The organism is Streptomyces sp. NRRL F-525, assembly GCF_000716605.1.
Classification (GTDB): domain Bacteria; phylum Actinomycetota; class Actinomycetes; order Streptomycetales; family Streptomycetaceae; genus Streptomyces.
Genome location: NZ_JNXE01000032.1, coordinates 44,382 through 68,439 on the forward strand (window position 1 = coordinate 44,382; position 24,058 = coordinate 68,439).

Annotated in this window: 28 protein-coding genes; 22 read left to right on the plus strand and 6 right to left on the minus strand. The window is 70.0% G+C overall.

Features of this window, described 5'->3' with window-relative positions:
- Nucleotides 1-38: 38 nt before the first annotated feature.
- Entirely contained in the window at nt 39-497 is a 459-nt protein-coding gene (locus OO69_RS35040) for an ATP-binding protein (protein ID WP_078652705.1), read from the minus strand.
- A 134-nt stretch (nt 498-631) separates the two neighbouring features.
- Between OO69_RS35040 and OO69_RS35045 the strand changes: the two genes are divergently transcribed.
- From OO69_RS35045 to OO69_RS35075, 7 genes are all read left to right on the plus strand, one after another.
- Complete coding sequence (locus tag OO69_RS35045) at nt 632-1,474, plus strand: helix-turn-helix domain-containing protein (RefSeq protein ID WP_033284937.1); 843 nt, start codon at nt 632-634, stop codon at nt 1,472-1,474.
- Nucleotides 1,471-1,734: a DUF397 domain-containing protein gene (locus tag OO69_RS35050; protein WP_033284938.1), complete on the plus strand. Its 264-nt coding sequence runs from the start codon at nt 1,471-1,473 to the stop codon at nt 1,732-1,734. Before OO69_RS35045 ends, OO69_RS35050 begins: the two co-directional genes overlap by 4 nt.
- A gap of 41 nt (nt 1,735-1,775) precedes the next feature.
- Entirely contained in the window at nt 1,776-2,039 is a 264-nt protein-coding gene (locus OO69_RS35055; RefSeq protein ID WP_033284939.1) for a DUF397 domain-containing protein, read from the plus strand.
- Between the two features lie 41 nt (nt 2,040-2,080).
- On the plus strand, nt 2,081-2,344 hold the full coding sequence (locus OO69_RS35060; RefSeq protein ID WP_033284940.1) for a DUF397 domain-containing protein: 264 nt from the start codon (nt 2,081-2,083) through the stop codon (nt 2,342-2,344).
- A gap of 71 nt (nt 2,345-2,415) precedes the next feature.
- Nucleotides 2,416-3,264 (plus strand): GNAT family N-acetyltransferase, encoded by an 849-nt coding sequence (locus OO69_RS35065; RefSeq protein WP_033284983.1) that lies wholly within the window; start codon nt 2,416-2,418, stop codon nt 3,262-3,264.
- Nucleotides 3,265-3,364: 100 nt separating this feature from the next.
- On the plus strand, nt 3,365-3,928 hold the full coding sequence (locus OO69_RS35070; RefSeq protein ID WP_051801411.1) for a GNAT family N-acetyltransferase: 564 nt from the start codon (nt 3,365-3,367) through the stop codon (nt 3,926-3,928).
- 83 nt (nt 3,929-4,011) lie between these two features.
- Nucleotides 4,012-5,718 carry a proline--tRNA ligase gene (locus tag OO69_RS35075; protein ID WP_033284942.1) on the plus strand — a complete coding sequence of 569 codons (1,707 nt, stop codon included), beginning with the start codon at nt 4,012-4,014 and terminating at the stop codon, nt 5,716-5,718.
- 64 nt (nt 5,719-5,782) lie between these two features.
- Here OO69_RS35075 and OO69_RS35080 read toward each other — a convergent pair whose 3' ends face one another.
- Entirely contained in the window at nt 5,783-6,187 is a 405-nt protein-coding gene (locus OO69_RS35080; RefSeq protein ID WP_234444609.1) for a hypothetical protein, read from the minus strand.
- A 15-nt stretch (nt 6,188-6,202) separates the two neighbouring features.
- Here OO69_RS35080 and OO69_RS35085 point away from each other — a divergent pair, with 15 nt between their 5' ends.
- The 4 genes from OO69_RS35085 to OO69_RS35100 are packed head-to-tail and all read left to right on the plus strand — an operon-like array spanning nt 6,203 to nt 9,196.
- On the plus strand, nt 6,203-7,174 hold the full coding sequence (locus OO69_RS35085; RefSeq protein ID WP_033284943.1) for an FAD:protein FMN transferase: 972 nt from the start codon (nt 6,203-6,205) through the stop codon (nt 7,172-7,174).
- Nucleotides 7,171-7,752 (plus strand): ferric reductase-like transmembrane domain-containing protein, encoded by a 582-nt coding sequence (locus OO69_RS35090; RefSeq protein WP_033284944.1) that lies wholly within the window; start codon nt 7,171-7,173, stop codon nt 7,750-7,752. Before OO69_RS35085 ends, OO69_RS35090 begins: the two co-directional genes overlap by 4 nt.
- On the plus strand, nt 7,749-8,972 hold the full coding sequence (locus tag OO69_RS35095) for an NADH-ubiquinone oxidoreductase-F iron-sulfur binding region domain-containing protein (protein WP_033284945.1): 1,224 nt from the start codon (nt 7,749-7,751) through the stop codon (nt 8,970-8,972). Before OO69_RS35090 ends, OO69_RS35095 begins: the two co-directional genes overlap by 4 nt.
- A 2-nt stretch (nt 8,973-8,974) precedes the next feature.
- Nucleotides 8,975-9,196, plus strand: coding sequence for a ferredoxin (locus OO69_RS35100; protein WP_033284946.1), 222 nt, complete (start codon nt 8,975-8,977; stop codon nt 9,194-9,196).
- 69 nt (nt 9,197-9,265) lie between these two features.
- Here the strand turns inward: OO69_RS35100 and OO69_RS35105 are convergent, their stop codons facing one another.
- The gene (locus OO69_RS35105; protein ID WP_033284947.1) at nt 9,266-10,267 is read right to left on the minus strand and encodes an Lrp/AsnC family transcriptional regulator; all 1,002 of its coding nucleotides are present in this window, start codon (nt 10,265-10,267) and stop codon (nt 9,266-9,268) included.
- Nucleotides 10,268-10,447: 180 nt separating this feature from the next.
- On the opposite strand from OO69_RS35105, the gene OO69_RS35110 reads away from it, so the two are divergent.
- From OO69_RS35110 to OO69_RS35125, 4 genes are read left to right on the plus strand one after another with little or no spacing between them, the layout of a single operon-like run.
- Nucleotides 10,448-11,665 (plus strand): M20 metallopeptidase family protein, encoded by a 1,218-nt coding sequence (locus tag OO69_RS35110; RefSeq protein ID WP_033284985.1) that lies wholly within the window; start codon nt 10,448-10,450, stop codon nt 11,663-11,665.
- On the plus strand, nt 11,665-11,901 hold the full coding sequence (locus OO69_RS35115; protein ID WP_033284948.1) for a hypothetical protein: 237 nt from the start codon (nt 11,665-11,667) through the stop codon (nt 11,899-11,901). The genes OO69_RS35110 and OO69_RS35115 overlap by 1 nt, the downstream gene beginning before the upstream one ends.
- A complete protein-coding gene (locus OO69_RS35120) occupies nt 11,898-13,346 on the plus strand; it encodes a sodium:solute symporter family protein (RefSeq protein WP_033284949.1) in 1,449 nt (482 codons plus the stop codon). Before OO69_RS35115 ends, OO69_RS35120 begins: the two co-directional genes overlap by 4 nt.
- Nucleotides 13,343-14,572 (plus strand): metal-dependent hydrolase family protein, encoded by a 1,230-nt coding sequence (locus OO69_RS35125; protein WP_033284950.1) that lies wholly within the window; start codon nt 13,343-13,345, stop codon nt 14,570-14,572. The genes OO69_RS35120 and OO69_RS35125 overlap by 4 nt, the downstream gene beginning before the upstream one ends.
- A gap of 89 nt (nt 14,573-14,661) precedes the next feature.
- On the opposite strand, the gene OO69_RS35130 is transcribed toward OO69_RS35125, so the two are convergent.
- Genes OO69_RS35130 through OO69_RS35140 form a run of 3 tightly spaced genes read right to left on the minus strand, consistent with a single transcriptional unit; the run spans nt 14,662 to nt 16,583 of the window.
- A complete protein-coding gene (locus OO69_RS35130; protein WP_033284951.1) occupies nt 14,662-15,555 on the minus strand; it encodes an aminoglycoside phosphotransferase family protein in 894 nt (297 codons plus the stop codon).
- A gap of 51 nt (nt 15,556-15,606) precedes the next feature.
- The gene (locus OO69_RS35135) at nt 15,607-16,071 is read right to left on the minus strand and encodes a ferritin-like domain-containing protein (RefSeq protein WP_033284952.1); all 465 of its coding nucleotides are present in this window, start codon (nt 16,069-16,071) and stop codon (nt 15,607-15,609) included.
- On the minus strand, nt 16,068-16,583 hold the full coding sequence (locus OO69_RS35140; RefSeq protein WP_033284953.1) for a hypothetical protein: 516 nt from the start codon (nt 16,581-16,583) through the stop codon (nt 16,068-16,070). Before OO69_RS35140 ends, OO69_RS35135 begins: the two co-directional genes overlap by 4 nt.
- A gap of 309 nt (nt 16,584-16,892) precedes the next feature.
- Here OO69_RS35140 and rimP point away from each other — a divergent pair, with 309 nt between their 5' ends.
- The 7 genes from rimP to truB all read left to right on the plus strand — a co-directional run bounded on the left by rimP (nt 16,893) and on the right by truB (nt 24,003).
- The gene (gene rimP / locus OO69_RS35145) at nt 16,893-17,417 is read left to right on the plus strand and encodes a ribosome maturation factor RimP (RefSeq protein WP_033284954.1); all 525 of its coding nucleotides are present in this window, start codon (nt 16,893-16,895) and stop codon (nt 17,415-17,417) included.
- A gap of 2 nt (nt 17,418-17,419) precedes the next feature.
- The gene (gene nusA, locus OO69_RS35150) at nt 17,420-18,418 is read left to right on the plus strand and encodes a transcription termination factor NusA (RefSeq protein ID WP_033284955.1); all 999 of its coding nucleotides are present in this window, start codon (nt 17,420-17,422) and stop codon (nt 18,416-18,418) included.
- 90 nt (nt 18,419-18,508) lie between these two features.
- Nucleotides 18,509-18,787 (plus strand): YlxR family protein, encoded by a 279-nt coding sequence (locus OO69_RS35155; protein ID WP_078652706.1) that lies wholly within the window; start codon nt 18,509-18,511, stop codon nt 18,785-18,787.
- Between the two features lie 146 nt (nt 18,788-18,933).
- Nucleotides 18,934-22,134: a translation initiation factor IF-2 gene (gene infB, locus OO69_RS50680; RefSeq protein ID WP_078652707.1), complete on the plus strand. Its 3,201-nt coding sequence runs from the start codon at nt 18,934-18,936 to the stop codon at nt 22,132-22,134.
- 136 nt (nt 22,135-22,270) lie between these two features.
- Nucleotides 22,271-22,564, plus strand: a complete 294-nt coding sequence (locus OO69_RS35170) for a DUF503 domain-containing protein (RefSeq protein ID WP_019064765.1) — start codon at nt 22,271-22,273, stop codon at nt 22,562-22,564.
- An 87-nt stretch (nt 22,565-22,651) separates the two neighbouring features.
- The gene (gene rbfA, locus OO69_RS35175; protein WP_033284958.1) at nt 22,652-23,101 is read left to right on the plus strand and encodes a 30S ribosome-binding factor RbfA; all 450 of its coding nucleotides are present in this window, start codon (nt 22,652-22,654) and stop codon (nt 23,099-23,101) included.
- Nucleotides 23,098-24,003 (plus strand): tRNA pseudouridine(55) synthase TruB, encoded by a 906-nt coding sequence (gene truB, locus OO69_RS35180; RefSeq protein WP_033284959.1) that lies wholly within the window; start codon nt 23,098-23,100, stop codon nt 24,001-24,003. The genes rbfA and truB overlap by 4 nt, the downstream gene beginning before the upstream one ends.
- Nucleotides 24,004-24,058: the final 55 nt, after the last annotated feature.

The window sequence follows — 24,058 nt, forward strand, 5'->3', positions numbered from 1 at the left end:
AAAAGTGTGACACTTTCGGCGAAAGTGTCACACTTTTTTTAGGTACCTAGGTCGGCCCAGACGGACTTGCCGGGAGCGCGCGCGACGACACCCCAGCGCGAGGAGAGCGCCTCGACCAGCAGCAGCCCCCGCCCGGCCTCACAGTCCCCCTCGCCCCGCCCCATCGGCTCGGGCAGCCGCTCCCCTCGCGTGTCACTGACCACCAGACGGAGGGTGTACGACGTTCCGGGCGCCCCCGCCTCGATAAGACTCAGGTGAAAATCCCGCCCCGGCACATGCCCGTGCCGCACCGCGTTGGCGGCCAACTCGGCCGCGATCAGCGTGACCGTCTCGTTGACGGCGTCGCCGTACGGGTAACCCCAGTCGTGCAACCGATGCGAGACCAGCCGTCTGGCCAGCCGCGCCCCGCGCGAGGTGGACGTGAACCGCATCGTGAACTCGTGCAGGGGAACCGGGAGTTGTGGCATATCCCGGTTCAGAGGAGTCGGTGACTTCATGCCACCACGGTCCCGTGACATGCGTAGCGTTGAACAGCGGCGACGCGACGACCGTCACGCGTTGTACGCGTACGGCTGCCAGTTGTACGCGGTTGCGCCGTGACGGGTGGTGGGCCCTGGGCAATGAGGTGTGCATGAGCGAAGAAGAGGAAGCAGCAGCTGAGGGGGAAGCGCCGGAGGCCGGGGCGGGGGTACTGCACGTCTTCGGGCGGCAGTTGAAGCGTTTCCGGGTACGGGCGGGGATGGAACGCGCCCAACTCGGCGCCCGCACAGGCTATTCGGCGTCGACCATCGCCTCCTTCGAGCAGGGCAGACGCATTCCACCGGCGAGGTTCATCCTCAAGGCCGATGAAGTGCTGGGCGCGGACGGGGTGTTGGCCGAGTTCGTGGAGGAGATGGAGAAGGCTCAATATCCGGCGTTCTTCCAGGACGCGGCGGAGTTGGAGAAGAAGGCGGCTGGGTGGCACGTCTACGACGCGCTGGTGATCAACGGCCTGTTGCAGACGGAGGAATACGCGCGGGCCGTGTTCACGATGAGGCGGCCCCTGCTGGACGAGGAGACGATCGAGCAGCGTGTGGCCGCGCGGCTGGTCCGGCAGGCGATCTTCGAGCGGAAGCCCGCGCCCACCATCAGCTTCGTGATGGAGGAAGCTCTCTTGCGTAAGCGCCTTGGTGGACAGGCGGTCATGCGGGGGCAGTTGGAGCAGATTTTACTCACTGGACAGCGGCGCAACGTGGAGATCCAGGTCATGCCGAACGACCGTGAGGAGCACGCTGCCTTGTCCGGTTCCTTCACCTTGATCGAGACGGAGAAAGGGCGCAGGATCAGCTATGTGGACGCGTACAAGGGGAGCCGCCTCTACACCGACCGCCAGACAGTCAAGGAGATGGACGATCGGTACGGCATCCTGCGCGCACAGGCCCTGACGCCACGCGAATCGCTGTCGTTCGTAGAAAAGCTGCTGGGAGAGACATGAACATCGAAGAGTCGTCGAAGCTGGTGTGGTTCAAGAGCACCTACAGCGACGGCGAGGGCGGCCAGTGCCTCGAAGTCGCCCTCACCTGGCACAAGTCCAGCTACAGCCAGGGCGATGGCGGGCAGTGCGTAGAGATCGCCGCCTGCCCCACCACCGTCCACGTACGGGATTCCAAGCACCTCCCCGAGCACGGCGGAGTCGCCCTCGCGCTTGCACCTGCCAGCTGGGACGCGTTCGTCGGGTTCGCTGTCCGGGGGTGACGTGAGTCGCTGGTCCTCGTAGAGAAACTGGTGGGAGAGACATGAACGTCGAAGAGCCGTCCAGGCTGATGTGGTTCAAGAGCAGCTACAGCAGCGGCGAGGGCGGCGAATGTGTCGAGGTCGCTCTCGCCTGGCACAAGTCCAGCTACAGCAGCGGGGCTGGTGGCGAGTGCGTAGAGATCGCCGCCTGCCCCACCACGATCCACGTACGGGATTCCAAGCACCTCCCCGAACGCGGCGGAGCCACCCTCACCCTTGCTTCCGCCAGCTGGGACGCCTTCCTCGGGTTCGCTGCCCGGGGGTGACGCGAGTCGTTGGCCCTCGTAGAGAAACTGCTGGGAGAGACATGAACGTCGATGTAGCGTCCGAGCTGGTGTGGTTCAAGAGCAGCTACAGCAGCGGCGAGGGCGGCCAGTGCCTCGAAGTCGCCCTCACCTGGTACAAGTCCAGCCACAGCACAGGCTCCGGCGGCGAATGCGTGGAGATCGCGACCTGCCCCACCACGATCCACGTACGGGATTCCAAGCACCTCCCCGAGCACGGCGGAGCCACCCTCACCCTTGCTTCCGCCAGCTGGGACGCCTTCCTCGGGTTCGCTGCCCGGGGGTGACGCGGGGGCGCTGCCTGCCTCTGCCGGGTAAGGTGCAGAGATCCGCAGAACCCAGGGTGAGGCTCCTGACCGTGTTGACCCAGACCACCTCTCGGGTGCTCGAACCGAGCGACCTGGACGCCGCGCTCGCCGTGCTCGACCGCGAGCCGGTCACGAACGCCTTTGTGACCTCGCGGGTGCAGGTCGCGGGCCTCGACCCCTGGCGGCTCGGCGGCGAGATGTGGGGCTGGTACGAGGACGGCATGCTGACGTCCCTCTGCTACGCGGGCGCCAACCTCGTCCCGATCTGCGCGACCCCCAGGGCAATCCGCGCCTTCGCCGACCGCGCCCGCAGGGCCGGCCGCCGCTGCTCCTCGATCGTCGGCCCGGCCGAGGCGACCGCCCAGCTCTGGCGCCTCCTCGAACCGAGCTGGGGCCCGGCCCGCGAGGTCCGCGCCCGCCAGCCCCTCATGGTCGCCGACCGCATGCCCACCGACATCGCCCCCGACCCGTACGTCCGCCGTATCCGCAAGGACGAGATGGACACGATCATGCCGGCGTGCGTGGCGATGTTCACCGAGGAGGTCGGCGTCTCCCCCCTGGCCGGCGACGGCGGCCTCCTCTACCAGGCCCGCGTGGCCGAACTCGTAGGCTCAGGACGCTCGTTCGCCCGCCTCGACGAGTACGGCAAGGTCGTCTTCAAGGCGGAGATCGGCGCGGCAACCCCGAAGGCCTGCCAGATCCAGGGCGTCTGGGTGGCCCCCGAGTACCGGGGGAGGGGCGTGGCGGCCCCCGCGATGGCATCCGTACTGCGCTACGCCCTGGCGGACGTGGCCCCCGTGGTCAGCCTCTACGTGAACGACTTCAACACCCCGGCACGACGGGCATACCTGAGGGTGGGCTTCCAAGAGGTAGGCGCCTTCATGAGCGTCCTCTTCTGAAACCCGTTAAGGGCGACCCCCAGGGGCGCGGGGAACTGCGCGACCAGCCACGAACGGCCCGCACCCAAACAACAACCGAACCCCCCTGTACTCTCCCCACATGCGATTTCCCGGTCACGGTCACCGCCACCCCCAAGACGTCGTGATCGGCCCCCTGGACCTCTCGGCCCACGTCGACGAAGCCCTAGCCGTACAGGCCCTCGCATTCGGCCTGGGCCAGGACGAGGTAGCCGTAAGACGCCAGATCGTCCTGCGCCACATGACCTACCCCGGCGCCCGCGCCCTCGGCGCAACAACAGAGGGCCGCCTCGTCGGCTTCGTCTACGGCATGCCCAACAACCGCACCCACTGGTGGTCCACAGTCGTAGAGCCGTACCTCCGAGCCCAGGACCACGACGACTGGCTCGACCACTCCTTCGTGATCACCGAGCTGCACGTCCACCCGCACTACCAGAACCGCGGCGCGGGCCGTTCCCTGATCACCACGATCACGGACGCGGCCACCGAACCCCGCTCAATCCTCTCCGCGATCGACACGGACAGCCCGGCCCGCGGCCTCTACAGATCGCTCGGCTACGAGGACCTCGCCCGCCAGGTCCTGTTCCCGAGCGCACCGAAGCCGTACGCGGTCATGGGCGCCCCCCTCCCACTGCGACACAGGTAGACACCGCTAACCGATTTCCACCGGCACAGCACGCCCGGCTAACCTCCTAGCCATCACCCTTTCCCGGCAGGAGTACAGGAACCATGGCGAACGCACCGGTCCAGCGCATGTCCCAGTTGATGGCGAAGACGCTGCGCGACGACCCGGCGGACGCCGAGGTCCTCAGTCACAAGCTGCTCGTGCGGGCCGGCTACGTCCGCCGTACCGCGGCCGGCATCTGGTCCTGGCTGCCCCTGGGCAAGAAGGTCCTCTCGAACGTCGAGCGGATCGTGCGTGAGGAGATGGACGCGATCGGCGCCCAGGAGGTGTTGCTCCCCGCGATCCTGCCTCGCGAGCCGTACGAGGCGACCGGCCGCTGGGAGGAGTACGGCCCCGAGCTGTTCCGCCTCCAGGACCGCAAGGGCGGCGACTACCTCCTCGGCCCCACCCACGAGGAGATCTTCACGCTGATCGTGAAGGACCAGGCGTCCTCCTACAAGGACCTGCCGGTCATCCTCTACCAGATCCAGAACAAGTACCGCGACGAGGCCCGCCCCCGCGCCGGCATCCTCCGCGGCCGCGAGTTCCTGATGAAGGACTCGTACTCCTTCGACACGGAGGACGAGGGCCTCGCCAAGTCCTACGCCCTGCACCGCGACGCGTACCAGAAGGTGTTCGCGCGCCTGGGCCTCGACTACCGCATCTGCGCCGCGACCGCGGGCGCGATGGGCGGCTCCAAGTCGGAGGAGTTCCTCGCCCCGGCGGAGGCCGGCGAGGACACTTTCGCGGACTGCCCGAACTGTGATTTCGCCGCCAACACCGAAGCAATCGCATACGAGTTGAAGCCGGTCGACGCCACCGGCGTGCCCGCGCTCGAAGAGATCCCCACCCCCGACACCCCCACCATCGAGACCCTCGCCGCCCACCTCGGCGTGGAGGCCTCCGACACCCTCAAGAACCTCCTCGTGAAGGTCGACGGCGAGATCGTGGCCGTAGGAGTCCCCGGCGACCGCGAGGTCGACCTCGGCAAGGTCGAGGCCCATTTCACCCCCGCCGTAGTGGAGTTGGTGACGGCGGAGGACTTCACCGGCCGTCCCGACCTGGTGCGCGGCTACGTCGGCCCGCAGGGCCTGGGCGAGAAGGTCACGTACATCGCCGACCCCCGCGTGGCCCCCGGCACGAGCTGGATCACGGGCGCCAACAAGGAGGGCACGCACGCCAAGTACGTAGTCGCCGGGCGGGACTTCGAGGTCGACGAGTACGTCGACGTCGTGGTCGTCCAGGAGGGCGACCCCTGCCCCAAGTGCGGCACCGGCCTCAAGCTGGACCGCGCGATCGAGATCGGCCACATCTTCCAGCTCGGCCGCAAGTACGCCGACGCCCTCAAGCTCGACGTCCTCGGCCAGCACGGCAAGCCGGTCCGCGTGACCATGGGCTCCTACGGCATCGGCGTCTCCCGCGCGGTCGCCGCCCTCGCCGAGCAGACCGCCGACGACAAGGGCCTGTGCTGGCCCGCCGAGGTCGCCCCGGCCGACGTGCACGTCGTGGCCGCGGGCAAGGCCCTCCAGACCGAACTCGCCCTGGACGTCTCGGAGAAGCTGCGCGCGGCCGGTCTGCGCGTCCTGGTCGACGACCGCGCCGGGGTCTCCCCGGGCGTGAAGTTCACCGACTCGGAGCTGATCGGCGTACCGAAGATCCTGGTCGCGGGCCGCCGCTCCGCCGAGGGCGTCCTGGAACTGAAGGACCGCAGGACCGGCGAGCGCGAGGAACTGACGGTCGACGAGGCGATCACCCGCCTCACCGCAAACTGAGTTATTGAAGCCTCAAGCAATTTAAGATTCCTCTCAGAGAGTTCTCGGGAGGCGTATGGGCGCCTCACAGACTTCTCTCAGGCTGGTCCCCGACCGTAGGACGTGACAGAGCGTCACTGCGGAGGGGAACGGTCATGACAGTCAAGGAGCGTGGGGCCGCTACGGCGGTCCGCAGAGGAAAGCGGCGCATCGCGGCCGCCACGGCGGCGATCACGCTGGCCGCGGCGGCCGGGGTCTTCGCCCTGGTCGGCACGATGCAGTCGGACGCGGAAGCGGACACGGCGGCGAGCAGCACCGGCACGAGCAGCTCGTCGTCGTCCTCGACACCTTCGCCGTCCGCCTCCTCCAACACCTCATCCACGTCGGACAGTTCGACCTCTACGTCGTCCTCATCCTCCTCATCTTCCTCATCTACGTCCTCGTCCTCGTCCGGCGTGACGTCGTCCTCCGGCGGCACCACCGACTCCACGTCGGGAGCGTCGTGATGAGTACACGTACGAGCACCGCGCCCCCGCGCACCACGGCCGCCGCCGACTGGCGTGCCCTCGGGACCAGCGTCCGGCTGGTCGTCACCGACCCGGCCCTGCTGGACTCCTGCAACCTGCTCCTCGCCCGGCACCTCGCCGAGGTCGACGCGGCGTGCAGCAGGTTCCGTACCGACTCCGAACTGGCCGCGCTGGACGAGGCGTCGGGCCGCCCGGTCACCGTCAGCCCGCTGCTCGCCGAGGCGCTGGCGGTCGCGCTGCGCGCCGCCGAGGCGACGGACGGCGCGGTCGACCCGACGGTCGGCTCGGCCATGAACGCCATCGGCTACGACCGCGACTTCACCCTCGTCCAGGAGGACGACCGGCCGATCCGGCTCACCGTGAAGCGCGCCCCGGGCTGGCGCACGATCGACCTGGACCCCGCGACGGGCACGGTCGCCGTCCCGGCCGGCGTCCGCCTGGACCTCGGTGCCACGGCGAAGGCGTGGGCCGCCGACAAGGCGGCGGCCATGCTCGCCCAAGTGGCAGGCTGCGGAGTCCTGGTGAGCCTCGGCGGCGACACGGCGGTCGCGGGGGAGCCCCCGGCCGGCGGCTGGAACATCCGCGTCCAGGACGTCACCGGTTCCGTCGACGAGACGCCCGCGCACGGTACGTACGCCACGATCGGCCTGCGCTCCGGCGGCCTGGCCACCTCGGGCACGGCGGCCCGTCGCTGGCGCCGGGGCGGCTACGAGCTGCACCACATCGTCGACCCGCGCACCGGCCTCCCCGTCCGCAGCCCCTGGCGCACGGTCTCGGTCGCCGCCGCGACGAGCGCCGACGCCAACGCGGCGAGCACGGCGTCCCTGGTCAAGGGGGCAGGCGCGGAACGCTGGTTGACCCGCCTGGGCCTCCCCGCGCGCCTGGTCGCCCAGGACGGCACGGTCGTCACGACCCCGGGCTGGCCCACATCCACGGCGGCCGCTGCATGAGCTCCGAGATCCTCTGGTACGCCAACCGCGCCACCGGAGCCGTCTGCCTGGTCCTGTTCACGGTCGTGGTCCTGCTCGGCATCGCGGTCCGCCTGCGCACCCGGCTCCCCGGCCTGCCCCGCTTCGGCACGGTGAACCTGCACCGCACCCTGTCCCTCTCCGCGACGGCCTTCCTGGCCCTGCACATCGCGATGGCGGTGATCGACGGGTACGTGAACATCACCGTCGTCGACGCGGTCGTCCCCTTCGTCTCCGACTACGAACCCCTCTGGCTCGGCCTCGGCACGGTCGCCTTCGACCTGATGCTCGCGGTCCTGGTCACCAGCCTCCTCCGCGAACGCATCGGCCACCGCACCTGGCGAGCGCTCCACTGGCTGGCCTACGCCTCCTGGCCGGTCGCCCTGATCCACGGCATCGGCATCGGCACGGACACCGGCACGGACTGGATGACCTGGCTGACGGTCTCCTGCGTGGCCGCCGTGGTAGCCGCCTTCGGTATCCGCCTGGCCCACTCCGCCCGCGAGTCCCGCCGCACCCCCGCCGCCCTGCTCCGCACAGCGGAAGGAGCCCGCTCATGACCACGACCACGACCTTCACCGACGTCTACATGTCCCCCCGCCTCCTCGCCCCCGGCGGCACCGCGGCCGACCTCTCCACCCACGAACTCCGTTACGGCCCACTGCAGTACGGAGATCCCGACACGCTCCTGAGAACGGTCGCCGAGTCTGGCCTCACCGGCCGCGGAGGCGCCGCGTTCCCGACGTACCGCAAACTCGTCGCGGTGACCGACGCGAGCCGACGCACGGGCCGCGCCCCCGTGGTCGTGGCGAACGGCGCGGAGGGCGAACCGGCCAGCCGCAAGGACAAGACACTCCTCCGCCTGTCACCCCATCTGGTCCTGGACGGGCTGCAGTTGGCGGCGAGGGCGGTGGGCGCGGGGGAGGCGCACCTGGCGGTGGAGGACGGCGCGTCCTACCTGGAATCGGCCCTGGCCCAGCGCAACGACCCGCTCCCCGTGCAGGTGGTCCGCCTGCCCAAACGCTTCCTGTCCGGCCAGGCATCGGCGCTGGCGCAATACGTCTCGGGGAACACCCCGTTGCCCCGCCACCAGCACCCGCCGGTCCGCGAACGCGGGGTGAACCGCGCCCCCACCCTCATCCAGAACGTGGAAACCCTGGCCCACCTGGCCCTGGTAGCCCGCTACGGCGCCGACTGGTTCCGCAGCGCCGGCACCCCCACGCAGCCGGGCAGCACCTTGTGCACCCTGCACGCCCAGGGCCGCGAAGTCCGCGTGGTGGAAGCCCCGTTCGGCCTCCCCCTGAACCGTCTCCTGCCCCTCGACGGAATGTCCGCGGTCCTCGTCGGCGGCTACCACGGCACCTGGATCCCGGCCGCCGACGCAGCCCAACGCCCCCTGGACGCAAGTGACTTGGGAGCAGGCGTCCTGGCCGCACTCCCGGCAAACCGCTGCGGCATAGCGGAAACCGCCCGAGTCCTCCGCTACTTGGCCCTCCAATCAGCGGGCCAGTGCGGCCCCTGCCTCAACGGCCTCCCGCGCATAGCCGCCGCCTTTCAGACCCTGGCCACCCCCGGCCCCCAGTCCAACACCCGCCAGGACGTGGCCCGTTGGTCAGGCCTGGTAGAGGGCCGAGGCGCCTGCCACCACCCCGACGGCACGGTCCGCCTGGTCCGCAGCGCGCTGACCACCTTCGCGGCCGAACTGGACACCCACGCAAGGGGCTTGTGCTCCGCGAGCGACTCAACACCCTTGCTGCCCATCCCGAATGAGGCCCACTGACCATGGAACAGAAGTCGCACCAGAAGATCGACATCGACTGGACTGCGTGCCAGGGGCATGGCTTGTGCGCGGAATTGCTCCCGGACCACATCACCCTGGACGAGTGGGGCTACCCCTTGGTGGACGGAGCCCCAATACCGCCCCGCACGATAAAACGCGCCCGCCGAGCGGCCTCCGACTGTCCGGTCCTGGCCTTGAAACTAACTATGGGGGCAACTCCCTAAGGGGCGCGGGGAACTGCGCGACCAGCCCCAACGCACCCGCAGCCCGATGACGACCCGCACCCCCGTCCCCTACCGCCAAAAATCCATAGCCACCCGCCCCTCAATCCGCCCCCGCTCATCCAACAAACACCCACCCAACTTCACCGGCCGCAACGTCACCGCCCGATCCACAATCTCCAACCGGGACAACTTCGCCACCATCTCGCTCTCCAACCCCACCGCATCCCCCGCAGCCCGCAACCACACCCCGACCAACAAATTCGCCGCCCCACTAACCGCCGCGCACATCCGCACCTCAGGAAACCGCCCCAACGTCCGCGCAGCCCGCTCCAGTTGATCCGGCGGCACCCGCAACCACAACAACATCGTCACCGGCGCAGGCGAGAGCGACCGAGCCACCTCACACCGCAACCGAATCACCCCACCCGCAAGAGCCGCCCCCAAATGCCGCCGAACGGTACTCGCACCCACCCCCAGCCGCGAAGCCAACTCCGCATGCGAGGCCCGCGCGTTCTCCCCCAACGCAAGCAACAGCGCCCGGTCCAACTCCCCGAACCGAGGCGCCATCCCCGCCGAAGGCGACGACTCCGCCCCCATCAACACCCCCCGCTGCTCCCGCGAAATCGCCCGAACCTGCCACCGGCTCCCCTCCGCGTACATCCGAGGCGCGACCAACGTCCGAGTACCCACAACCCCTCGCAACCCCGAGACCCGTTCGACGACATACCGAGACACCCCCTCCAGACTCGCCGCCACCAGATGCAGCACCAGATCACAGGGCCCCGCCACATAGTCGACGGCGGTCAACTCCGCGTCACCGGCCACCGTCCGCGCCACCCGCATCGCCTCACCGGGCGCACAGTCCACCTGCACGAACGCGAACGCCAGCCGTTCCCCGACCGCCGTCCCCGGATAGGCGGTCAGCCAAGCCTCCCGCCGCTCGACCAGCCGCTCCCAGTGCCGGGCCACCGTCACCGGCCCGACCCCGAGCGCTCTGCCGATCAACGACCAAGGCGCACGCGGCCGGAGCTGCAACGCGTTGACCAGGGCGAGATCGGACTCGGAGAGCATGGCGGATCCCTCGGATAGACGGCCGTTCTACGGCGGATCTCTCCAAAAATCGCGACGGTGATGCACCGCCCTCTCATCATTGCCGACCAGAAGCACGGTCCGTACGGCACCGGATGCGCGAGCACCCGTCCGGCTGGGCAGCGTCCTGGAGTTGCGGGAGTGACCTACGAGGGGAACGGGATGACGCTGAGAGACGACGCATGCGAACTCCAGGACGAACTGGCCGTCCTGCGCCGGGCGTTGCACCAGGAACCGGAGATCGGCCTGCACCTGCCGCGCACGCAGGAGAAGGTGCTGGCCGCCCTGGACGGACTGCCGCTGGAGATCAGCACCGGCACGTCACTGTCCTCCGTCACGGCAGTGCTCCGCGGCGGTGGCGGCGAGCCCGGACGCGGCCCCGTCGTCCTGCTGCGCGGAGACATGGACGGCCTCCCGGTCACCGAGCGCACCGGCGCGGAGTTCACCTCCCGCATCGACGGCGCCATGCACGCCTGCGGCCACGATCTGCACACCGCCGGACTCGTCGGCGCGGCCCGGCTGCTCGCCGACCGGCGTGAACTCCTCGCCGGGGACGTGGTGTTCATGTTCCAGCCGGGGGAGGAGGGCTGGGACGGCGCCGGGCACATGGTCGAGGAGGGCGTCCTGACGGCTGCGGGCCGCCCGGCCGACGCGGCCTACGGACTCCATGTCAGCTCGTCGTCGTACCCCACCGGCGTCTTCAGCTCCCGCCCCGGCACGCTGATGGCGGCCTCGGCGGGCCTGCACGTACGGGTCGTAGGAGCGGGCGGGCACGGATCGAGGCCGCACGCCGCGCTGGACCCGGTGCCGGCGGCCTGCGAGATGGTCACCGCGCTGCAGACGATGGTGACCCGGCGCTTCGATGTCTTCGACCCGGTCGTGGTCACCGTCGGCACCTTCCACGCGGGCACCCGGCGCAACGTCATCCCCGACGACGCCGTGTTCGAGGCGACCGTGCGCACCTTCACCCCGGCCGCCGCCGAACGCGTCGCCGAGGTCGCCGTACGCCTCTGCGAGGACATCGCGGCGGCCCATGGCCTCACCGCCGAGGTCGAGTTCGTCCCCGAGTACCCGGTCACGGTCAACCACCTCGCCGAGCACGACTTCCTCGCCGACACCGTCCGCGAGGCCTTCGGGGAAGAGCGTTTCGCGCCGCTGGCCGACCCGATCACCGGCTCGGAGGACTTCTCCCGGGTCCTGGACCGGGTGCCGGGCGCCTTCGTGTTCCTGGGTGCCGACACCACCGGCGACCCGGAGACCGCGCCCGGAAACCACTCCCCGCTCGCCGCCTTCGACGACAGCGTGCTCGCCGACGGAGCCGCGCTGCTGGCCGAACTCGCCGTCCGCCGACTCGACCTCCCCGCGAAGGAGACCGCGTAGTGCGCCCCTACCACCTGATCCCCGCCGTGCCCGCGCTGGCCCTGGTCCTCATGCCGTTCCTGCCGTTCGTGAACACCGACGGGCTGTGGTTCGGCCTGCCCCGGATGCTCGTGTGGGGCGCGGCATGGTGCGTGCTGTGCACCCCCGCACTGCTGCTGACGGAACGTCAAATGGCCCGCGAGGCAGCGGAGTCGACCGGGACAACCACCATCGCCGCCGAGGGGACCGACCAGTGACGACCATCCTCATCATGACGTTCACCGGCATCGTGCTGATCGGCGTCCTCGGCTTCGCCGGCCGCCGCAAGCCCGCCGCCGACCTCTCCGAATGGGCGGTGGGCGGACGGAACTTCGGCGCGGTGAGCATGTGGTTCCTCCAGGCCGGCGAGGTGTTCACCACCTTCACCTTCCTCGGCATGGCGGGCCTCGCGTTCAGCGGCGGAGTGGCGGCCCTCTACGCCCTCCCGTACGTCCCCATCGGCTACATGGTCCTGTTCTTCCTCGCCAAGCGCCTCTGGTCGCTGGGCAAGGAGCGCGGCTACCTCACCCAGGGCGACTACCTGGAGGACCGCTACGACAGCAAACTGCTCGGCACGGTAGCGGCAGTCCTGGGCGTGGTCTTCGTCCTCCCCTACCTCCAACTCCAGATCACCGGGCTGGGGTTGATAGTCCAGCTGGTCACCGGCAACTCGTCCTCCGGCACCCTCAGCATGATCATCGGCAGCGTGCTGGTCGTGGCCTTCGTCCTCTGGGCGGGCCTGCACGGCGTCGCGATGACGTCGTACTTCAAGGACGTCATCATGCTCGTCGTCCTGGGGGTACTCCTCGTCGCCATCCCCTCCCACTTCGCGGGCGGGGTCAGCGCGATGTTCCACCGCATCGACAAGCTCCACCCCGAGATGCTGACGATCCACGCGGGCCCAGCCGACCAAGTCTGGTTCACCACAAGCATGTTGGTCAGCGCGATCGGCGTAGGCCTGATGTGCCTCCCGCACGCCTGGCCCGCCGTGATGTCCGCCCGCGACCCCAAGGTCCTGCGCCGCAACTACACCTGGATGCCCCTCTACGAACTCTGCCTCCTGATGCCGATCATCGTCGGCTTCGCAGCCATCCTGGTCCTCAAACCGGGTAGTTCGGCCAACGGCATCCTCCTGACCCTGAGCAAGCAGGTCCTGCCCGCGTGGGCGACGGGCCTGGTGGTGATCGCGGCGATCGCGACGGCGATGGTCCCGGCGGCGGGCATCCTGATCGGCATCTCCTCCCTCGTGGCCCGCAACATCGCCCGCGTACAGGGCGAACGCACCCAGTTCTGGATCAACCACGGCACGGTGGTGGCGGCGTGTGGCCTGTCCCTCCTCCTGGCGATCTTCCGCCCCGACCTGCTGGCCAACCTCCTCCTGCTCACCTACAGCGGCACGGTCCAACTCGCCCCCGCCATCGCCCTCGGCTTCCTGACGCGCCGCCCGGTGGGCAAGGTCCCGATCCTGGCGGGCCTGTTCGTGGGCGAACTGGCCGTCATCTGGCTGACGTTCTGGAACAAGGACCTGGCGGGCAACGTCAACGTGGGCCTGATAGGTCTGGCCGCGAACCTGATCGTCCTGGCCCTCGCGACCCCCGCGGAACGCCTCCTGGCCCGCAGGACAACTCCTGACCCCGACAACCAAGTTGCGGTGACCGCATGAACAACTCCCCACCCAGTACGGTCTTCACAGGCGGCCTGCTCTTCGACGGCACCGGCACGGATCCCGCCCCCGCCGACGTGGTCGTGGCCGAAGGCCGCATAGTCGACGTAGGAACAGGCCTGGACGGCGACACCCAAGTCGACTGCACAGGCCGCACGTTGCTCCCGGGCCTGTTCGACTGCCACGTCCACCTCACGCTCAACGGCATAGGTTTGCTGGGGGCGTTGCAGAAGCCGTTCTCGTACCAGTTCTACGAGGCGGCGGTGAACCTGCGCCGCACCCTCGAAGCGGGCATCACCACGGTCCGCGACGCGGCCGGAGCCGACCTGGGCATCAAACAGGCAGTGGAGGACGGCCTGTTGACCGGCCCCCGCGTCCAGATCTCCATCGGCCTGATCACCCAGACCGGCGGCCACGGCGACCCCTGGATGCCCTCGGGCCAGTGCGCCGGCCTCGCCGTACCGCACCCGGGCCGCCCACCCGCGCTCGCCGACGGCCCCGACGAAATGCGCCGCACCGCCCGCACCCTGCTCCGCGCCGGTGCGGACGTCCTCAAGGTATGCACCACCGGCGGCGTCCTCTCCCCACGCGACGACCCCCGCCACAGCCAGTTCACCCCGGAGGAACTGGACATCCTGGTGACCGAGGCAACCGCCCAGGGCCGCTACGTCATGGCCCACGCCCAGGGCGCCGAGGGCATCAAGAACGCCGTCCGAGCCGGAATCCGCTCCATAGAACACGGCATCCACCTGGACGACGAGGCAATAGACCTCATGCTGACCCGAGGTACCTGGCTGGTCCCCACCCTGATCGCCCCGGTATCGGTGATCCGAGCGGCCGAGTCCGGCATCGAGATCCCCGAAGCGATGCTCCGCAAGGCGAAGGAGGTAACCGAGGCCCACGCCACCTCAGTACGCCGAGCAGCCGAGGCAGGCGTCCGCATAGCCATGGGAACGGACAGCGGAATCGGCCCGCACGGCACCAACCTGGACGAACTGCCGCTCATGCAGGCCTGCGGCATGACCCCGGCCGAGGTCCTGGCAGCGACCACATCATCGGCGGCCCGCCTTCTGGGCTACGACGACCTGGGCACCGTAGAACCAGGCAACAGAGCAGACCTGGTGCTCGTCGAGGGCGACGCTTTGGACCTCACGGCGCTGCCTTCCAACGTGACAGAGGTATGGAAGGACGGAGTAAGGGCGGTACGACAAAACACGGGGGACTGAGGTCTTTTAGGGGCGCGGGGCTGTGTCGATTTGCGGCTCCGCCGCGTGGGCGCGCCCAGCCCCCACCCACCCGCAGCCAAAAACGAGACCTATAGCCACCCAGCAAATTCCAGCAACAACTCAGCATCCCGAGGCCGCCCCACGCGCAGTGCCCGCACCCCCGACTCAACGGCCCGGAACAACGTCCACCCCCGCAACCGCTCCTGATCCACATCCAAAGACTCAGCAAGTCGCTTGATCCGACGCCGAGTTGTGGACGCCCCCGAAGGCGTAGCAATCAAATCCTCAACCCGATCCCGAACCAACCGAGCCAGATCAAACGCACACTCACCCACAACCGGATCCGGCCCCACGGCCAGCCACGACACCCGCTCAGCAGCCAACACCTTGCTTTGCCGAAACGTCCCGTGCAGCAACCGAACCTCAGGCGGCGCAGCCACCAACGCCTCCCGAGCCTCCAACGCGGCCGAGACCAACGAAGCAACCTCCGCCCCACCGCTGTCCCGCATCACCCGCGCCTGCCGCCCCGTCCGCTCGGCCACAGTCTCAAACGCATGATCACCAGGCGGCTCCACCCACAACCGCCGCAACGTCCCCGCCGCCTCCAGCAACGCCTTCGCCTCGGGCAACGACCGCACCGACACATCAGGATGCAACCGCTCCAGCACGAGCACACCCTCGGCGGCGAACGGCTCGACAAGCTGCACGGCACCCAGCCCACCCCACCGCGCCAGCGCGGCCCGCTCACTCTCCGGGCGGGCCCGACGCGGGGCCAACTTCAGCACGGCCGGGGTTCCATCAGCCCGCCGCACCAGCACAACGAGACTGCTGCGCCCGCCGGGAACCTGCACCCGCTCCACAGTCAACTCGCGTAGATCAACGGCCTGTTGAGCCACCTCGGGCAGCTTCTCCAACCAGTCGTCACCGCTCGGTGCCGTCTCCCCGAGCGCCCTCACCAGACGCCGCGGCGGTTCGAAAGCCATGCGCGAGTTGTTCCCTTCCTACGGTCCTGCGGTCTTGCGTCCCGGTGCGGATCACGCCGTGGGTGTCGCCGGGGCCGTGGGGGTCGCGGCCCGCTCGGCGAGACCAGGGAAGGGTACGCTCCCGCCGCGCCAGCGCACCGCGCGGACCGCCGCTTCCCGCAGCGCCTCCGCGGCCGTACCGCGCACCCCGCCCGTGGACGCCCGCACGAGGTCGGAGTAGACCCCGGCGACCCGGTCCTCCAGCTCCGCGGCCAGCTGTACGGCCGCCGCCGAGTCCGGCACCGCGAACGGCAGCGCGTACGCGGCGGACGCGGCCACGGGCGTGCCGCCCAGGTCCCGCACCTCGCGGACCAGCGCGTCACGCCGGGCGCGATGGGCGTCGTAGGCCGCCTTGGCCTCGATCCGTCGGCCCTCGCGGATACGCCCGCCGACGACGCCGTAGCCGTACACCGCCGCGTGCTCGGCGGCCAACGCGGCCTGCAGCGCGGTCAGTTCCGCGGCCTTCTCCTCGCTCACTTGGCACCCTCCGTCAGCAGATACGCGTGCGCGGCCCCCGCGGCCGCCACCGAGGCCAGCAGCCGGGCCAGTTCACCGGGCAGATCGAGCAGCGCCTTGGCCCGCCGGTCGGCGAGACCCCGCTCGGCGGCGGCCAGGTCGGCGAGGGCATCGCTCGGGGTCGCGGGTACGGCCGTAGCGGACGCCGACGGCGAGGCAGTCGCCGTAGCGGACGGTGTCGAGCTGCTGCCGCCGAAGGCCGTCGCGTGCCGTACGACCTCCGCCCGCAGCGGGTCCAGGCGCTCCGCCAGCGTCGGGTGCGCGGCGAGGACGGCGTCGTAGTGCAGGAGGAGGGTTTCGCTGTCGGCGGCCGCACGCGCGCGTGCGCGTTCGGCGGCGGACTCGCTGCCGCCCGTGGTCCCGGAGTCGTCGCCGGTGGAACAGCCCACCAGGAGAGCGGCACCGGCGGCCGAGACGAGCAGGCTCCTTCTACGCGGTCCCAGAAGGGTGCGCGGAGGCGGGGGGAACGGCACGGCAGATCGTCCTCGGGGGCTCGTACGAACGAAAAGGCGAGAAGGGCGACGCGGCCCGTGATCACGGTACCCGCGGAAGCCCCCGACTCATGTCACCGGCTCGTGGGCCACCCCCAGGGGCGCGGGGAACGGCGCGATCGGCCCCCCACCGACCCGCACCCGCCAGACCACCGCAACCACCCGAGCCCAAAGGCGCCCCACCCCACCGCCGGAGGCACCCGTGGACGGCAACACACCCCGGGACCGGATACCCTTTGACCAGACACGCGCCCTACCCACAACAGCACACGCGGCCGAGGAGTCACCCGGATGAGCACGACCCAGAGCGAGAGGCTGCGAGAACTGCTGGAACCGCTCGTCGGCTCCCAGGGACTCGATCTCGAAGAGGTCGCGGTGGACTCCGTAGGACGCAAGCGGGTGCTGCGCGTGGTCGTCGATTCCGACTCCGGCGCTGATCTGGACCAGATCGCCGATGTGAGCCGCGCGCTCTCGGCGAAGCTCGACGAGACCGACGCGATGGGTGCGGGCGAGTACACCCTGGAGGTCGGGACCCCCGGTGCCGAGCGCGAGCTCACCGAACACCGTCACTACGTCCGCGCCACCGACCGGCTGGTGAAGTTCCAGCTGGCCGAGAGCGGTGAGCTGGTCGCCCGGATCCTCAAGGTGGACGACGACGGCATCGACGTCGAGGTGCCCGGCGTGAAGGGGCGCAAGCCCACCGCCAAGCGGCTCGCCTTCGCGGACGTCGTCAAGGCCCGCGTCCAGGTCGAGTTCAACCGCAAGAGCAAGAACGACGACATCGAAGACAACGAAGAGAACGCAGAGGAGGCGTAGCCGTGGACATCGACATGAGTGCCCTGCGGGGCTTGGTGCGGGAGAAGGAGATCTCCTTCGACCTGCTGGTCGAGGCGATCGAGTCGGCGCTCCTCATCGCCTACCACCGCACCGAGGGAAGCCGCCGCCACGCGCGCGTGAAGCTCGACCGGGAGACCGGTCATGTGACCGTGTGGGCGAAGGAGGACCCCGAGGACCTGGAGGAGGGGCAGGAGGCGCGCGAGTTCGACGACACCCCGTCCGACTTCGGGCGGATCGCCGCCACCACCGCCAAGCAGGTCATCCTGCAGCGCCTGCGGGACGCGCAGGACGACGCGACGCTCGGCGAGTACGCGGGCCGCGAGGGCGACATCGTCACCGGAGTCGTCCAGCAGGGCCGCGACCCGAAGAACGTGCTCGTCGACATCGGCAAGCTGGAGGCCATCCTGCCGGTGCAGGAGCAGGTCCCCGGCGAGACGTACCCGCACGGGATGCGCCTTCGGTCGTATGTCGTCCGGGTGGCGAAGGGTGTGCGCGGTCCGTCCGTGACGCTGTCCCGTACGCATCCCAATCTGGTGAAGAAGCTGTTCGCCATGGAGGTGCCGGAGATCGCCGACGGTTCGGTGGAGATCGCCGCCATCGCGCGCGAGGCCGGCCACCGTACGAAGATCGCCGTCCGCTCCACCCGCAGCGGTCTGAACGCCAAGGGCGCCTGCATCGGCCCCATGGGCGGTCGGGTGCGCGCGGTGATGGGCGAGCTGAGCGGCGAGAAGATCGACATCGTCGACTGGTCGGACGACCCGGCCGAGATGGTCGCCAACGCGCTCTCCCCGGCGCGGGTCTCCAAGGTCGAGGTGGTGGACCTCGCGGCCCGCTCCGCGCGCGTGACGGTGCCGGACTACCAGCTGTCCCTGGCGATCGGCAAGGAAGGGCAGAATGCCCGGCTCGCGGCCCGCCTGACGGGGTGGCGCATCGACATCCGTCCGGACACCGAACAGCCGTCCGACCAGGCAGGGGAATAGATCTCGGCCGCGAGTGGCTTAGATCACGACAACAACCGTTCGATTCTTCCCCCGAAGGGGTGAGGTCGGTGCGGGGAGGTAGACTTAGCAGTGTCTGGCCGGACGCGAGCCCGCGCATGCCCTGAACGCACCTGTGTGGGGTGCCGGGAGCGAGCGGCCAAGAAGGAACTGCTGCGGATCGTGGCGGTCGAGGGCGAATGCGCTCCCGATCATCGCGGTACGCTGCCCGGCCGGGGCGCGTATCTGCACCCCGCCCTGGTCTGTCTCGACCTGGCGGTACGCCGCCGGGCGTTCCCACGGGCGCTGCGTGCCCAGGGAGCGCTCGACACAAAGGCGTTGCGCCTCTACGTCGAGCAGGCGACACAGTAAGAGCGAGTCGTACGGAACCTCCGTGCGGCCCGGTATTCCGCGAGTTGGAAGTAGGTCGAGATTGCGATGAGCACTCGATGAGCACGCGATGAGTACGCCCATGAAGTAGCGACGGTCCGGACGCACCCGGACCTAAAAGGAGCGAAGTGGCTAAGGTCCGGGTATACGAACTCGCCAAGGAGTTCGGGGTGGAGAGCAAGGTCGTCATGGCCAAGCTCCAAGAACTCGGTGAATTCGTCCGTTCGGCGTCCTCGACGATCGAGGCGCCCGTTGTACGCAAGCTGACAGACGCCCTCCAGCAGGGCAGCGGAGGCGGCAAGCCCGCCCCCGCACGCAAGGCTGCCCCGGCTCGTCCGGGTGCCCCCTCTCCGGCGCAGGGTGCCCGTCCGGGTCCTGCCGCCCCGCGCCCGCCGGCCCCGAAGCCGGCCGTCGCCGAGAGCGCCCCCGCGGCTCCCGCAGCCCCGGCCGCGCCCGCCGCACCGGCCTCCGCCGGTGGTCCCCGTCCGGGTCCGCGGCCCGCGCCGCGTCCGGCTCCGGCCTCGCCGGCGCCGACCACGCCCGAGTTCACCGCCCCGCCGGCGGCTCCCGCGGCTCCGGCCGCGCCTGCCGCCCCTGCTTCTACCGGCGGTTCCAGCTCTGCCCCCCGTCCGGGCGCCCCGCGTCCGGCGAGCCAGGCTCCCCGTCCGGGCGGTGCCCGTCCGGCCGGTCCCGGCCAGGGTGGCCAGGGTCGTGGCGACCGTCCCGAGCGCAGTGACCGCGGCGACCGTCCCGGCGCTCCGCGTCCGGGTGGTCAGGGCGGCGCACGTCCCGGTGCTCGTCCGGCCGGTCCCCGTCCGGGCAACAACCCGTTCACCTCCGGTGGTTCCACCGGCATGGCGCGCCCCGGGGCTCCTCGTCCCGGTGCTCCGCGTCCGGGCGGTCAGGACCGTCCCGGTGGTGCTCCCGGCGGCGCTCCGCGTCCGCAGGGTGCCGGTCAGGGCGGTCCCCGTCCCCAGGGCGCTTCGGGCGGTGCCCGTCCGGGTGCTCCCGGCGGCGCGCGTCCGTCCCCGGGCGGCATGCCCCGCCCGCAGGGCGGCGCTCCGCGTCCCGGCGGCGGCCCCGGTGGCAACCGTCCGAACCCCGGCATGATGCCGCAGCGTCCCGCTGCGGGTAGCCCCCGTCCCGGTGGCGGCCCCGGTGGCCGCGGTCCCGGTGCCGGCGGCGGTCGTCCCGGTGGTCCGGGTGGCGGCGGCGGTCGTCCCGGTGGCGGCGGCGGCTTCGCCGGTCGTCCGGGTGGCGGCGGTGGCGGTTTCGCCGGTCGTCCCGCGGGTCCCGGTGGCGGTGGCGGCGGTTTCGCCGGCCGTCCGGGTGCTCCCGCCGGTGGCGGCGGTGGCCGTCCCGGCTTCGGTGGCCGTCCCGGTGGCCCGGGTGGCCGCGGTGGCACACAGGGCGCCTTCGGTCGTCCCGGTGGTCCCGCGCGTCGTGGTCGCAAGTCGAAGCGGCAGAGGCGCCAGGAGTACGAGGCCATGCAGGCCCCGTCGGTCGGCGGTGTGATGCTGCCTCGTGGCAACGGACAGTCCGTCCGTCTGTCGCGCGGTGCCTCGCTCACCGACTTCGCCGAGAAGATCAACGCCAACCCGGCGTCGCTCGTCGGCGTGATGATGAACCTCGGCGAGATGGTCACTGCCACGCAGTCCGTCTCCGACGAGACGCTGAAGCTCCTCGCGGACGAGATGAACTTCGTCCTCGAGATCGTCAGCCCCGAGGAGGAGGACCGCGAGCTGCTCGAGTCCTTCGACATCGAGTTCGGCGAGGACGAGGGTGGCGAGGAGTTCCTCGTCGCGCGTCCGCCGGTCGTGACCGTCATGGGTCACGTCGACCACGGTAAGACCCGACTGCTGGACACCATCCGCAAGACGAACGTCGTCGCGGGCGAGGCCGGCGGTATCACGCAGCACATCGGTGCGTACCAGGTCGCGACCGAGGTCAACGGCGAAGAGCGTCGCATCACCTTCATCGACACCCCGGGTCACGAGGCGTTCACCGCCATGCGAGCCCGTGGTGCCAAGTCGACCGACATCGCGATCCTCGTGGTGGCGGCCAACGACGGTGTGATGCCCCAGACGATCGAGGCGTTGAACCACGCCAAGGCGGCCGACGTGCCGATCGTGGTCGCGGTCAACAAGATCGACGTCGAAGGTGCCGACCCGACCAAGGTGCGCGGTCAGCTCACCGAGTTCGGTCTGGTGGCCGAGGAGTACGGCGGCGACACCATGTTCGTCGACATCTCCGCGAAGCAGGGCCTCAACATCGAGAGCCTGCTGGAGGCCGTGATCCTGACCGCGGACGCCTCGCTCGACCTGCGGGCCAACCCGGAGCAGGACGCGCAGGGCATCGCGATCGAGTCCCACCTGGACAAGGGCCGCGGCGCCGTCGCGACCGTCCTGGTCCAGCGCGGCACCCTGCGGGTCGGCGACACCATGGTGGTCGGCGACGCCTACGGCCGTGTCCGCGCGATGCTCGACGACAAGGGCGACAACGTGGAAGAGGCGGGTCCCTCGACCCCGGTCCTCGTCCTCGGTCTCACCAACGTCCCGGGCGCCGGCGACAACTTCCTCGTCGTCGACGAGGACCGCACGGCACGTCAGATCGCCGAGAAGCGCGCGGCGCGCGAGCGCAACGCCAACTTCGCCCGGCGCGGAGTCCGGTTCTCCCTGGAGAACCTGGACGAGGCCCTCAAGGCCGGTCTGGTGCAGGAACTCAACCTCATCATCAAGGGCGACGCGTCCGGTTCGGTGGAGGCTCTCGAGTCCTCGCTGCTCCAGCTCGACGTCGGCGACGAGGTCGACATCCGCGTCCTGCACCGCGGCGTGGGTGCGGTCACCGAGTCGGACATCGACCTGGCGACCGGCTCCGACGCGATCGTCATCGGCTTCAACGTCCGCGCTGCGGGCCGCGCGGCGCAGATGGCGGAGCGCGAGGGCGTCGACGTCCGGTACTACTCGGTGATCTACCAGGCCATCGAGGAGATCGAAGCAGCGCTCAAGGGCATGCTCAAGCCGGAGTACGAGGAGGTCGAGCTCGGCACGGCGGAGATCCGCGAGGTCTTCAAGTCGTCCAAGCTGGGCAACATCGCCGGTGTCCTGGTCCGCTCCGGAGAGGTCAAGCGCAACACCAAGGCGCGCCTCGTCCGCGACGGCAAGGTCATCGCCGAGAGCCTCACCATCTCCGGTCTGCGTCGCTTCAAGGACGACGTCACCGAGATCCGCGAAGGGTTCGAGGGCGGTATCAACCTCGGCAACTTCAACGACATCAAGGTCGACGACGTCATCGCGACGTACGAGATGCGCGAGAAGCCTCGCGGCTGATCGACACAGCACGCGATCGGGGCCGGTCGGCGGAGAGAATTTCCGTCGATCGGCCCCGGCCGTTGCGTGTACGGTTCCTGTATCGGCGTCCGAGCGCGGCGCCCGTACCCCGAACCGGCGGGACATCCGGACACACATGTATGTGGGGACTCTGTCCTTCGACCTGCTCCTCGGCGACGTCCACTCGCTGAAGGAGAAACGCTCTCTCGTCCGTCCGATCGTGGCCGAACTCCAGCGCAAGTACGCGGTGAGCGCGGCCGAGACGGGCAGCCAGGACCTCCACCGCAGGGCCGAGATCGGGCTCGCGGTGGTCTCCGGGGACACGGGACACCTCACGGACGTACTGGACCGCTGCGAGCGACTCGTCGCCGCGCGGCCCGAGGTGGAACTGCTCTCCGTTCGACGCAGACTCCACAGCGACGAAGACTGAAGCCGGACGAGACCGCAGTCGGACGACGACTGAAGCAAGCAGCAAGACGTAGTTGCAGCACGACGTAGTTACTAAGGAGACGGACCAGTGGCCGACAACGCGCGTGCCAAGAGGCTGGCGGACCTCATCCGAGAGGTGGTGGCCCAGAAGCTGCAGCGCGGCATCAAGGACCCCCGGCTCGGCACCCACGTCACCATCACGGACACCCGCGTCACGGGCGACCTGCGGGAGGCGACCGTCTTCTACACGGTCTACGGCGACGACGAGGCGCGAGCCGAAGCGGCGGCGGGCCTCGAGAGCGCCCGGGGCGTCCTGCGCTCCGCGGTCGGCGCGGCGGCCGGCGTGAAGTTCACCCCGACCCTCACCTTCGTCGCGGACGCCCTCCCGGACACCGCCAAGACCATCGAGGACCTCCTCGACAAGGCGCGGCAGTCCGACGAGAAGGTCCGCGAGGTCTCGGCGGGCGCCGCCTACGCCGGAGACGCGGACCCGTACAAGAAGCCCGGCGAGGACGACGAGGACGACGCCTCCGAATGACCGAGAAAACCCCGACGCCCGACGGCCTTGTCATCGTGGACAAGCCGTCGGGCTTCACCTCGCACGACGTGGTCGCCAAGATGCGCGGCATCGCCCGCACCCGCCGCGTCGGGCACGCGGGCACGCTCGACCCCATGGCCACGGGCGTACTCGTCCTGGGAGTCGAGAAGGCGACAAAGCTCCTGGGGCACTTGGCCCTCACGGAGAAGGAGTACCTGGGCACGATCCGCCTGGGCCAGAGCACCCTGACCGACGACGCCGAGGGCGAGATCACGGGGTCGACAGACGCCTCGAAGGTCACCCGGGACGCCGTCGACGCCGGGATCGCCAAGCTCAGCGGGCAGATCATGCAGGTCCCGTCCAAGGTCAGCGCCATCAAGATCAAGGGCGTGCGCTCGTACAAACGGGCCCGCGACGGCGAGGACTTCGAGATCCCCGCCCGCCCCGTCACCATCTCCTCCTTCGCGGTCTACGACGTCCGGGACGCGGTGGCCGAGGACGGCACCCCCGTCCTGGACCTGGTGGTCTCGGTGGTCTGCTCGTCCGGCACCTACATCCGGGCCCTGGCCCGCGACCTGGGCGAGGACCTCGGCGTGGGCGGCCACCTGACCGCCCTGCGCCGCACCCGCGTCGGCCCGTACAAGCTGGACACGGCGCGGACCCTGGACCAGCTCCAGGAGGAGCTGACGGTGATGCCGATCGCCGAGGCCGCCGAGGCCGCGTTCCCGCGCTGGTCCGTGGACAGCAGGCGGGCGAAGCTGCTGCTCAACGGCGTCCGCCTGGACATCCCCGAGGAGTACGCGGGCGTCGGCGCGGTCGGCGTCTTCGATCCCGAGGGCCGCTTCCTGGCGCTCGTGGAGGAACAGAAGGGCAAGGCCAAGAGCCTCGCGGTCTTCGCCTGAGAAATGCTCCCCGGGCGGGCCGGAGCCTCAACTCCCGCCCGTGGAGCGGCGGTCA

What these genes read in the sequence shown, in the direction of transcription:
- OO69_RS35170 (WP_019064765.1), top strand. Translation starts at nt 22,271, where the DNA reads ATGTATGTGGGGACTCTGTCCTTCGACCTGCTCCTCGGCGACGTCCAC.
- OO69_RS35105 (WP_033284947.1), bottom strand. Translation starts at nt 10,267, where the DNA reads ATGCTCTCCGAGTCCGATCTCGCCCTGGTCAACGCGTTGCAGCTCCGG.
- OO69_RS35100 (WP_033284946.1), top strand. Translation starts at nt 8,975, where the DNA reads ATGGAACAGAAGTCGCACCAGAAGATCGACATCGACTGGACTGCGTGC.
- OO69_RS35050 (WP_033284938.1), top strand. Translation starts at nt 1,471, where the DNA reads ATGAACATCGAAGAGTCGTCGAAGCTGGTGTGGTTCAAGAGCACCTAC.
- OO69_RS35040 (WP_078652705.1), bottom strand. Translation starts at nt 497, where the DNA reads ATGAAGTCACCGACTCCTCTGAACCGGGATATGCCACAACTCCCGGTT.
- OO69_RS35055 (WP_033284939.1), top strand. Translation starts at nt 1,776, where the DNA reads ATGAACGTCGAAGAGCCGTCCAGGCTGATGTGGTTCAAGAGCAGCTAC.
- OO69_RS35110 (WP_033284985.1), top strand. Translation starts at nt 10,448, where the DNA reads ATGACGCTGAGAGACGACGCATGCGAACTCCAGGACGAACTGGCCGTC.
- OO69_RS35095 (WP_033284945.1), top strand. Translation starts at nt 7,749, where the DNA reads ATGACCACGACCACGACCTTCACCGACGTCTACATGTCCCCCCGCCTC.
- OO69_RS35075 (WP_033284942.1), top strand. Translation starts at nt 4,012, where the DNA reads ATGGCGAACGCACCGGTCCAGCGCATGTCCCAGTTGATGGCGAAGACG.
- OO69_RS35045 (WP_033284937.1), top strand. Translation starts at nt 632, where the DNA reads ATGAGCGAAGAAGAGGAAGCAGCAGCTGAGGGGGAAGCGCCGGAGGCC.
- OO69_RS35060 (WP_033284940.1), top strand. Translation starts at nt 2,081, where the DNA reads ATGAACGTCGATGTAGCGTCCGAGCTGGTGTGGTTCAAGAGCAGCTAC.
- truB (WP_033284959.1), top strand. Translation starts at nt 23,098, where the DNA reads ATGACCGAGAAAACCCCGACGCCCGACGGCCTTGTCATCGTGGACAAG.
- OO69_RS35090 (WP_033284944.1), top strand. Translation starts at nt 7,171, where the DNA reads ATGAGCTCCGAGATCCTCTGGTACGCCAACCGCGCCACCGGAGCCGTC.
- rimP (WP_033284954.1), top strand. Translation starts at nt 16,893, where the DNA reads ATGAGCACGACCCAGAGCGAGAGGCTGCGAGAACTGCTGGAACCGCTC.
- OO69_RS35125 (WP_033284950.1), top strand. Translation starts at nt 13,343, where the DNA reads ATGAACAACTCCCCACCCAGTACGGTCTTCACAGGCGGCCTGCTCTTC.
- OO69_RS35070 (WP_051801411.1), top strand. Translation starts at nt 3,365, where the DNA reads ATGCGATTTCCCGGTCACGGTCACCGCCACCCCCAAGACGTCGTGATC.
- OO69_RS35085 (WP_033284943.1), top strand. Translation starts at nt 6,203, where the DNA reads ATGAGTACACGTACGAGCACCGCGCCCCCGCGCACCACGGCCGCCGCC.
- OO69_RS35130 (WP_033284951.1), bottom strand. Translation starts at nt 15,555, where the DNA reads ATGGCTTTCGAACCGCCGCGGCGTCTGGTGAGGGCGCTCGGGGAGACG.